Source organism: Coleofasciculus sp. E1-EBD-02, from assembly GCF_040218245.1.
Lineage (GTDB): Bacteria > Cyanobacteriota > Cyanobacteriia > Cyanobacteriales > Coleofasciculaceae > Coleofasciculus.
The window spans coordinates 1-9,831 of the sequence record NZ_JAVJQN010000130.1 but is presented as its reverse complement, the minus strand read 5'-3'; the positions used below and the strand labels follow the sequence as shown (position 1 = coordinate 9,831).

Annotated in this window: 9 protein-coding genes and 2 pseudogenes; 8 read left to right on the top strand and 3 right to left on the bottom strand. The window is 44.9% G+C overall.

The features are described 5' to 3' along the window. Positions 1-203: 203 nt before the first annotated feature. The 3 genes and pseudogenes from RIC07_RS21200 to RIC07_RS21190 all read left to right on the top strand — a co-directional run. A pseudogene (locus RIC07_RS21200) lies at positions 204-890 on the top strand (TIGR03032 family protein); the annotation flags it as partial. 26 nt (positions 891-916) lie between these two features. Continuing rightward, on the top strand, positions 917-2,995 hold the full coding sequence (locus tag RIC07_RS21195) for a hypothetical protein (protein ID WP_446396250.1): 2,079 nt from the start codon (positions 917-919) through the stop codon (positions 2,993-2,995). Further along, positions 2,988-3,149 (top strand): hypothetical protein, encoded by a 162-nt coding sequence (locus RIC07_RS21190; protein ID WP_446396249.1) that lies wholly within the window; start codon positions 2,988-2,990, stop codon positions 3,147-3,149. Before RIC07_RS21195 ends, RIC07_RS21190 begins: the two co-directional genes overlap by 8 nt. Positions 3,150-3,217: 68 nt before the next feature. On the opposite strand, the gene RIC07_RS21185 is transcribed toward RIC07_RS21190, so the two are convergent. Continuing rightward, positions 3,218-3,640 (bottom strand): type II toxin-antitoxin system VapC family toxin, encoded by a 423-nt coding sequence (locus RIC07_RS21185; RefSeq protein WP_446396248.1) that lies wholly within the window; start codon positions 3,638-3,640, stop codon positions 3,218-3,220. Then, positions 3,633-3,887, bottom strand: coding sequence for a YlcI/YnfO family protein (locus RIC07_RS21180; protein WP_446380440.1), 255 nt, complete (start codon positions 3,885-3,887; stop codon positions 3,633-3,635). The genes RIC07_RS21185 and RIC07_RS21180 overlap by 8 nt, the downstream gene beginning before the upstream one ends. A gap of 221 nt (positions 3,888-4,108) precedes the next feature. Between RIC07_RS21180 and RIC07_RS21175 the strand changes: the two genes are divergently transcribed. Together RIC07_RS21175 and RIC07_RS21170 are read left to right on the top strand one after the other, a co-directional pair. Continuing rightward, positions 4,109-5,416, top strand: a complete 1,308-nt coding sequence (locus RIC07_RS21175) for an ATP-binding protein (RefSeq protein ID WP_446396247.1) — start codon at positions 4,109-4,111, stop codon at positions 5,414-5,416. Between the two features lie 176 nt (positions 5,417-5,592). Beyond that, complete coding sequence (locus RIC07_RS21170; protein WP_446396246.1) at positions 5,593-6,933, top strand: hypothetical protein; 1,341 nt, start codon at positions 5,593-5,595, stop codon at positions 6,931-6,933. 107 nt (positions 6,934-7,040) lie between these two features. Here the strand turns inward: RIC07_RS21170 and RIC07_RS21165 are convergent, their stop codons facing one another. Continuing rightward, positions 7,041-7,904 (bottom strand): DUF4351 domain-containing protein, encoded by an 864-nt coding sequence (locus RIC07_RS21165; RefSeq protein ID WP_446396245.1) that lies wholly within the window; start codon positions 7,902-7,904, stop codon positions 7,041-7,043. A 73-nt stretch (positions 7,905-7,977) separates the two neighbouring features. Here RIC07_RS21165 and RIC07_RS21160 point away from each other — a divergent pair, with 73 nt between their 5' ends. From RIC07_RS21160 to RIC07_RS21150, 3 genes and pseudogenes are all read left to right on the top strand, one after another. After that, positions 7,978-8,658, top strand: a complete 681-nt coding sequence (locus tag RIC07_RS21160) for an HAD family hydrolase (protein WP_446396244.1) — start codon at positions 7,978-7,980, stop codon at positions 8,656-8,658. A gap of 189 nt (positions 8,659-8,847) precedes the next feature. Next, positions 8,848-9,177 (top strand): hypothetical protein, encoded by a 330-nt coding sequence (locus RIC07_RS21155; protein ID WP_446396243.1) that lies wholly within the window; start codon positions 8,848-8,850, stop codon positions 9,175-9,177. A gap of 333 nt (positions 9,178-9,510) precedes the next feature. Next, positions 9,511-9,588: pseudogene (locus RIC07_RS21150) on the top strand (IS607 family transposase); the annotation flags it as partial. Positions 9,589-9,831: the final 243 nt, after the last annotated feature.

Here is a 9,831-nt window from a genome sequence, read left to right as displayed (position 1 = left end):
ACGAAAAATAGGGCGTTTCGGCTTTTAGAAGTTAGTTTGACCGAACCGAATTCTGTACGGTTTTCCCCCCTTGTCTTCTTTCCTTCCTTGTCCTCCTTGTCTTGTCCCAACCCTAAAATAAAAAACCTACACCTGTCAGCCCTTCAAAAGGGGGGGGATCTCTTGCTCCCCCCTTACAAAGGGGGGCTGGGGGGGATTCCCCCATCTTTGTCAATACCTTATTTAGCTGTTTGGCAACAGTGAGCGAAACCCACAGTTTTATTCCGGTATGGCAACCGCCGTTTATTTCTAAGCTGGCGGCTGAAGATCGGTGTCATTTGAATGGTTTGGCGATGAGAGAGGGACAACCGGGGTATGTGACAGCCGTGAGTCAATCGGATGTTGCTGATGGTTGGCGGGATAAACGGCACGATGGCGGGTGTGTGGTGGATGTGGGTAGCAATCAGGTGATTTTGACGGGGTTATCGATGCCTCATTCGCCGCGACTATATCAGGGTAAACTCTGGTTGCTCAATTCTGGCACAGGGGAGTTTGGATATGTTGATTTGAACCGGGGAGAGTTTGAGTCAGTGGCGTTTTGTCCCGGTTATTTGCGCGGGTTGGCGTTTAGTGGGGATTTTGCGATTGTCGGGTTATCGAAGCCGAGGGAGAATAAAACGTTTTCGGGTTTGGCGTTGGATGAGCAGTTAGAGAGTAAGCAGGCTGAACCGCGCTGTGGGTTATTCGTGATTGATTTGAGGAGTGGGGATATTGTGCATTGGTTGCGAATTGAAGGGATAGTGACCGAGTTGTATGATGTGGCGATGTTGCCAGGAATGCGGCGTCCGATGGCAGTTGGGTTTAAAACAGATGAAATTCGGCGTATTGTCAGGGTTGGTTCGGAGCAATAGTAACTGAAATTTAACGGGAGAATACTATGACAACTGCATTTTTGAATCTTAGTGAATTGGATGGTAGCAATGGCTTTGTCCTCAATGAGATTGATCCGTTTGACGACTCAGGTCGTTCGGTGAGTGGAGCAGGAGATATCAATGGAGATGGCATTGATGACTTGATTATCGGTGCCCCCCGTGCTGACCCCAACGGTAACTTGAGTGCAGGAGAAACTTATGTGGTGTTTGGTAACAGCGAAGGTTTCAATGCTTCACTTGAGCTATCTGAACTCAATGGTAGCAATGGCTTTGTCATTAACGGGATTGATAGGGGTGACTACTCAGGTATTTCGGTGAGTGGAGCAGGAGATATCAATGGAGATGGCATTGATGACTTGATTATCGGTGCCAGAAATGCTGACCCCAACGGTAACTTGAGTGCAGGAGAAACTTATGTGGTGTTTGGTAACAGCGAAGGTTTCAATGCTTCACTTGAGCTGTCTGAACTCAACGGTAGCAATGGCTTTATCATTAACGGGATTGATCGGTTTGACAACTCAGGTGGTTCGGTGAGTAGAGCAGGAGATATCAATGGGGATGGCATTGATGACTTGATTATCGATGCATCCCTTGCTGACCCTGCAGGAGAAACTTATGTGGTGTTTGGTAACAGCGAAGGTTTCAATGCTTCACTTGAGCTGTCTGAACTCAACGGTAGCAATGGCTTTGTCATCAATGGGATTGATGCGGGTGACGAATCAGGTAGTTCGGTGAGTGGAGCAGGAGATATCAATGGGGATGGCATTGATGACTTGATTATCGGTGCCAGAGGTGCTGACCCCAACGGTAACTTTAGGGCAGGAGAAACTTATGTGGTGTTTGGTAACAGCAAAGGTTTCAATGCTTCACTTGAGCTGTCTGAACTCAACGGTAGCAATGGCTTTGTCCTCAACGGGATTGATGTGTTTGACCAATCAGGTTCTTCGGTGGGTGGAGCAGGAGATATCAATGGAGATGGCATTGGTGACTTGATTATCGGTGCCAGAAATGCTGACCCCAACGGTAACTCTTTTGCAGGAGAAACTTATGTGGTGTTTGGTAACAGCAAAGGTTTCAATGCTTCACTTGAGCTGTCTGAACTCAACGGTAGCAATGGCTTTGTCATTAACGGGATTGATAGGGGTGACCGCTCAGGTTATTCGGTGAGTGGAGCAGGAGATATCAATGGAGATGGCATTGATGACTTGATTATCGGTGCCACTTTGGCTAACCCCAACGGTAACAGTGGGGCAGGAGAAACTTATGTGGTGTTTGGTAACAGCGAAGGTTTTAATGCTTCACTTGAGCTGTCTGAACTCAACGGTAGCAATGGCTTTGTCATCAACGGGATTGATGTGGGTGACCGCTCAGGTTATTCGGTGAGTGGAGCAGGAGATATGAATGGAGATGGCATTGATGACTTGATTATCGGTACCAGAGATACTGTCGGTGCCAGAGAAGGAGAAACTTATGTGGTGTTTGGCAGTATCCGCTCAGGAATCGATGGCACCCCCAACAATGATACTTTAGTTGGCACTCAAGGGAGCGATCGCATTAACGGATTCGGCGGTAATGACACCATCGCAGGCAATCTCGGCAATGATACCATCTTCGGCGGTGACGGGGATGATGTCTTACGCGGCGACTTGAATCAACGCTCCCCCCAAGTCGATATCGGTGGCGATGATATCATCTTCGGTGGTGCAGGGAGCGATCGCATCGGTGGCAAAGGGGGTAATGACCAACTCTTTGGTGAAGCCGGGGATGACCAAATCTGGGGGGATGATGGGGATGACATCCTGCGCGGCGGACTCGGTAACGATACCCTAACTGGGGATGACTTCTCTGGCGGTAGTGGTAGCGATACCTTTATCCTGGCTATGAATGAAGGGACAGATACAATCGTAGATTTCCAAGACGGTGCAGATTTAATTGGTTTAGCCAATGGTTTAACTTTTGGTCAGTTATCGATTATTCAAGATGGCAAAAATACCCTGATTGGTTTTGAAGATGAGACGCTGGCTATTCTCAAAGGAGTGAATGCCAACCTCTTAACAGAAGCCGATTTTACCATCATTGGCTAGAACGTTTCTCCATCAATCGGCGTCGTGGAAAAACGACATTATCGTAGGGGCGCACCGACGTGCGCCCTTCATTGATGTCAACTTAAGTCTGGCGATTAAAATCGCGGCTAAACAAACAAAGTCCGCCTACGCGGACTATAGAGAATGGCATTGAGTGCGATCGCGACTATTATTGTCAATGACAATAGATTTCCCAAACAAAGGACTTTTGCCCTCACTTATTTATGCTTCCAGTTTTCGGACATATCCTGGACATGGTGTAAGCGTATTGAGCAAAGATTGGTCGGCTGTCCAGAATTCGGCAGATTCTAGCTCGGCAACGGCTAGAAAAGCAGCATCATAGAGAGTTGCCAAAGAGAACTGTTGGGCAATCGCCCATGTTTTGGCACGGATAGCATTGCTATCGAGGTACTCAACAGGCATCTGGCAGAAATCATCATAAAACCCTGTAGCCTGGGAAGTGGTAATTGCTCCCAACCTTACTTTTTTTCGCAATACTGAGCCAACTTCAGTCCATGCAAATGCTGGAGCAACCAAACGCTCATTCGATGTCAGCAAGGGAAGGATAAAGTTTCTGGCTTGGGGTTGCAATGTCTCAGGTATCAAATAAGGAATCCAAACGCTAGTGTCGATACACTTAGTCACGTCGTCCCTCACCCGATCGCAGCTGATGAATCAAGTCCACAGAACTTGATTGAATTCCTGTTTTGGCTTCTACTTCAGCACTACGAGTCACAATGCGTTGATGGGCTGCTAGCGATCGCCGCCGTCGCACCTCGCGGTTGATTGCTTCAACCACCATCTCGTTAAAAGACTCACTGCCCTCTCGAAATTGCCTTGCTTGCTCAAGCAAATCGGCGGGAATACGGATAGTTACAGCTTCTCGCTCCATAGTTGCAGCCTGTGCAATCATAAAATGATATCAACTAACGTAACTATTTTCTGAACAGTCTGCAACAGTCATAAACCCACAACTAATGCCTACCACGAATCAGTTATCACAGGATAGCGACCAATTAGGCTGGGAACAGGAAGCATATTACCTTTGTCGGCTGGGTTGAGGAAAGAAACGAAATTTCCTTGGGTATTCTGTAATCCGCTACAATAGGCGTCATGCCATCAACAAAAACACCTGCCAACTCCTCCAGCCAATTCCTCAAACGCCAAGCCGCGTCGCTGCTACTGTATCAATCAGTTTTCCGTAACGACGTGGGACGAGCTTTTATCCATATTTTGCAAACCTTAAGCAAGGGTGAAGCTGAACAAACTGCTTGCTTGGTGGCTTATGGTAACTGGTTCAAAACGTTAGCCGCCCACGGAGAAAGTTGGCAAGATTATCTGATTCGGCAAATTCTCCAAGACGATAATCCCTTTACTCAGCAAGTACAACGGGTAGCCTTGCAAGATTTACCCCCAGCCCTAGTCACGGCGGCTCAACAGGATTTACACGCCTTACAACATCTTTCTGAATGTAGCGCCGAACAGCTAAGTCGGTGGGTGCAAAAAGCCTCTCAGTTAGAAGCACAGCCTGTTTCTTGGAATCTGGAAACGGTGCAGCCCACATTTCTACACCAACAGAGTGATTGGACAGAATCTCTAGAGGAATTAGCCGCCCACTATCAGCAACATGGTACAGGGTTATTTGCCCAATATCATGCTCTGCGTTGGCAGTCGGGTCAATTGGTTGGTATCGCCCACCCTGATCCGATTCAGTTAACTCAATTGGTGGGTTATGAGTCTCAACAAGCCGCGTTAGTTAAAAATACAGAATTTTTACTCGCCGATTATCCGGCGTTACATGTCTTACTTTATGGCAGTCGTGGCACAGGAAAGTCGTCATTAGTCAAGGGGTTATTACAAAATTATAAGAATCAGGGACTGCGGTTGATTGAAGTTGCCAAGTCTGACTTAAAAGATTTACCGATGATTGTGGAGCAATTGCGAGACGTACCGCAGAAGTTTATCATCTTTGTAGATGACCTCTCCTTTGAAGAAGACGACGATGCATTCAAAGCCTTAAAAGTCGTCTTAGAAGGGGGTGTCACCGCCCGTTCCCAAAATGTAGTCGTTTATGCCACCTCCAATCGACGCCACTTAGTACGGGAATTTTTTGGCGATCGCCCTCGTCCCAGCGATAATGATGAAATCCATGCTTGGGATACCTTACAGGAAAAATTATCCTTTAGCGATCGCTTCGGCTTAACCCTGACCTTTGAACCAGCCAACCAAGACGCTTATCTCAACATTGTCTATCATTTAGCCCAACAAGCCAACATAAACTTACCCCAAAATGACTTAAAATCCCGTGCCATTCAATGGGCAACCCGCCACAATGGACGTTCTGGACGCAGCGCCCGCCAATTTGTGGATTTTCTCAGCGCTGATTTAGGGATTCGTCCTTTGGATAGGGTAGAAGGGTAGCAGGATGCAAAAGTTATATCGTATTGTAGGGGCGGGCGCGAGCCATTTAATTGATGGGTATACCGATAACTTATCAACAAAACCCGCCCTCTTTTCGTTTAGATTTGAGACATAAGACCAATGACAAATGACATAAGACCAATAACATAAGACATAAGACCAATGACGAATGACCAATGAACCAACTTGTTAATCAAATGCTTCTTGGTACAGTTGCTTTTACAGTCAGCGTGGGTGTGGGATTGTTCGTTAACCCCAACAAAGCCTTGGTTAATGGAGTCGTTACCGTTGTCGCAAGTTATGCTGGCGTTACTGTAGCAGATAGGCGACGCCTCCAAGCAGAAAAACAGCGCAAAAATGCTTTACTCAATCAAATCCAAGAATTTGAGGAAGAAGAAAGCCTGCTGTATGCATCACTCATGCAGGGAAGGGAAACTCAACACCAACTCGAAGCCAGTATCAATGCATTACAAACGGAACGAAGTCAGCTTCTGAGTCGGGTGTCTGAACTGCATAACCAACGAAATAGCCTGTATCAAGAAATCCGTGAAGTTCAACAGCACAAGCAGGAACACCTAGAGGAAGTGAGTATTCTGCGATCGCAAATTCAGCAGATAGAGAAACACCAAAGTGAACTGAATCAATCCCTCTGGGCAAAAACGGCTCAAATCCAGCCAGCGGAAACTCGCTTAAATCACTTACATACTGAACTCGAACAGCTTCAAACTGAAATAGCCGATAAACTGCATCACCACGAACATCTTAGTCAAGACTTAGCCGAACTAGAACACCGTAAGCAAGACTTAGGCGGCGAAGCTTACGACTTACATACCCAAATTCAAGCCTTAAAACAACGTTTAGAGCAACTGAATCAAGCTTTTTTATCCTTGCGAATACAGCAACAGCGAGTGCAGGAAAATCTCACTCCGCTCAAATCCGAATTGGAACAAATGCAGCAACAAGTTACTGAAAAACAGCAACAACAAAAGCAACTCAATCAAGATTTGACGCGATTAGATCAGCTTAAACAGCAGTTAGAATCCGATTATGCCGCTCTGCAACAGCAAATGCAAACCCTACGAGTACAGAAGTTAACAGCAAGTGAAACAATATTTCCCATAATTGAACCAAGTTTATCCGCAATTTTACCACGAGAATGGCAGAAATTGCTGGAATTTACTCAACAGCTTACTGAGGATGAACAAATGGCATTTAAAGCAATTGTGTCAGAAGATAATGCCGCGTTAAATAAAATTTATAATCAAAAAGGGATACGGTCACAGGATTTAATTCACTCCCTTAATCAAAAGTCTGTTGCCGTTCTCGGAGATTCTCTATTTTTCAGCGATAGTACCTCAGTTACTCCTCAAATTCACAAAGACTATAGTTCAGTATTAAAAGAACCAACATCTATTTATTTTAAAGACTTGATTGGACTTAATTATCGTCAAAGAACAGGGAACAGGGAACAGGGAACAGGGAACAGTAAGGGTTTGAGGGCAATTTACAAAACTTAGTACAGTACCGTTTTCTTTTGTACGACTACTTACTAAGTTGCGTTCTATCATGTCAGTTTGTGTAGCAGCGATTTCAATCGCCTCCTCAAAATGGGGTGACTTCAACATTAATACTGCTCAATCCAATTGACTAAATCCGTCATATCGGTAAAACCTAATAAAGCCTCACTTAATTCATCTAAAGCTGTCGCCGATAAAGTATTAATTCGGGATTGCACATCCGGAGTAATTTCACCAATTCGGCGAATCAATAAACGGTTAATCATAGCTAACTTTTCCTGCATTCTTCCTTGTTGTACTCCTTCGTGTAAACTCTGTTCCACTCGCTCAACTCCCCAAGGGAAAAGAGTTCCTGATTCGTCCCACCACCGTAACCAATAGCAGGTTATTTCCGCCTTAGTGCCGTACCAAACTCCCAAATATAAACCCATTGTGGCAATCCAGTAGCGTCCATTGGCATCGGGTTGTCGCAGTTCATAATGTCCGGCTACTAAGTCATGGACTTCTAATGTGCCATCATTTGGGTTAAAAATAACATAAATTGGGACTTGCAAAATCCGCTCATAAAAATACCATTTTCCATAGGGATAAGTCGATTTCGCTGAGTATTCTCCCTGTTCAGTCTCAGAAAGAAACTCCATAACAATGGCTGGAATATCTCCCTCTGCATGAGGGGTATAACTGCGACGAGTAACTTCTGGCGCGATAGGTAACACATTGGGAACATAAAACCAATCTGGTGCTTTGACCACTATTTTTCTGTCCACTGTGGCGCAGATAGCAAAGTTGGAGGCGAATAGCATGGAGGCGGTGATAAAGCCAGCGATTTCTAGAATCTCCCGCAGCGCTGATGCGAGTAAGGGATGATAAATATTCTCCACAGGTTCATCGGGTAATTGAAAATCATCAGGCAACTTTTTCCATTCAACCGTATAGGATACCTTGGGTAGTGCGAGTTGAGATTGAATCATATCACTAATCGTTCTTGTCATATTTCGTTACAAAGCGGTAGACTAGGGTGCAACAGCTACTATTCCACCGATTATGCTTCAGGCATTATTATTTGATTTAGACGGCACCTTAGCGGATACTGACCCTATCCATTTTCAGACGTGGCAAGATATCTTGCGCGAGTATGGCTTAGAGTTTGATCACGCCTTCTACCAAACTCATTTTAGCGGTCGTCTCAATGCGGCGATTGTCAAGGATTTATTACCTCATCTGTCTCTAGAAGCAGGAAAAGAGTTAGGGGATTATAAAGAAGCAGAATATCGGAAACGTGCCGCCAAACAATTGAAACCGTTAGGCGGATTGCTAGAGATGTTAGATTGGGCAAATCAAAAGCAACTGAAGCAGGCGGTGGTAACAAATGCACCGAAAGATAATGCCCAATTCATGTTGCAAGTTCTCGGTTTAGACAAGCACTTTACCACCGTTGTTTTAGCGGAGGAACTGGAAAAGGGTAAACCTGATCCCATGCCTTATCAGGTAGGGTTAGAATTATTGGGTGTATCTCCGGTTTCAGCCGTGGCGTTTGAAGACTCCTTAACTGGCGTTCGTTCCGCCGTCGGTGCGGGACTTTTAACGATTGGTGTGGCGACGACTTATGAACCACAGGCGTTAATTGCGGCGGGGGCGGAGTTGGTGGTTAATGATTTGACTGACCCCAAGCTGGAAGATTTATTGCATTGTTTTGGGCGGGAGATGAACACTATCGCATTGTGATAGACGAGATAGTGATTGTCTGATAACTTTAGTTAAGTAGGTGGACACAATTAAAGTTAGCGGTGGAGATTAGGGAACAGGGAACAGGGAACAGGGAACAGGGAACAGGGAACGGGGAACAGTAAAGGTTTGAGACTTGTTTACATAACTTAATCTAGTTAAGTTTATTTCCACCAACCTACTTAACTTATGATACGTCAAACACAAGGAGCAGGCTTTAAACTTGCCGCTACTGCGATTATCTGGGGATTTGCCACGGGAATGCTAGGGATTTGCATTCCATTAGTTTCGATGACTGACAGTGGTGTTATTTTACCATTAACGGTGATTATAGGAGCCAGTTTCACTACTACCGTAGTTTGGTTATCGTTCAATCGAGTATATAGAAACACAGTGGAGTTGAGCAACAATATTGAGTCGTTAAAGGAACAGGAAGCGACTTTAGAAACTATTGATAACAAGGAAAAGTTTGATGATCAGAATAGGATAAAGCTACTAGAACCGAGAGACAATAAGTAGGTGGTGACAATTAAAGTTAACGGTGGGGATGGTCATTTGTCATTTGTCATTTGTCATTTGTCATTCGTCATTTGTCATTTGTAAGGGTTTGATGCTTGTTCACAGGTACTGACATTTTGGCTACGGTATATTAAAGATTTCGGCAACACCAAAATATTTCTGGGCGCAAGCCTTGCGCCCCTACATTTCTTGTCGCTTGTATCGTAGATCACTAATCACGAAATTCTACTCTATTAGAGTTGGTACGATAAGGCATAATGATTACTCAGGGGAGTATTGTAAAGTTTCAATAAGAATATAGTCAGATGTAGTCATGTTGGGTAATATATAGAGATGAAACTCTCAGACTATGCCAAAAAAGCAGGAATCAGTTATCGAACTGCCTGGAGGTGGTGGAAACAAGGAAACTTGACGCTTCGGCTTCGCTCAGCGCGTCAACACCGAGCGGAGTCGAGGTGTTGATCGGTCATCAATTGCCGTCTGGTACGATAAGATTTGGCCCGAGTTAAAATATCACGGACAATAATGCTACTAGCCCAAAGACATATAATCAAAAAAGGGCATCGTTTTTGGAGGGAAATAGATAGCTTGTCTTGGCAGTCTAAAAATCTTTACAACTCAGCCAATTATCTCATCCGTCAAAACTGGATTTAT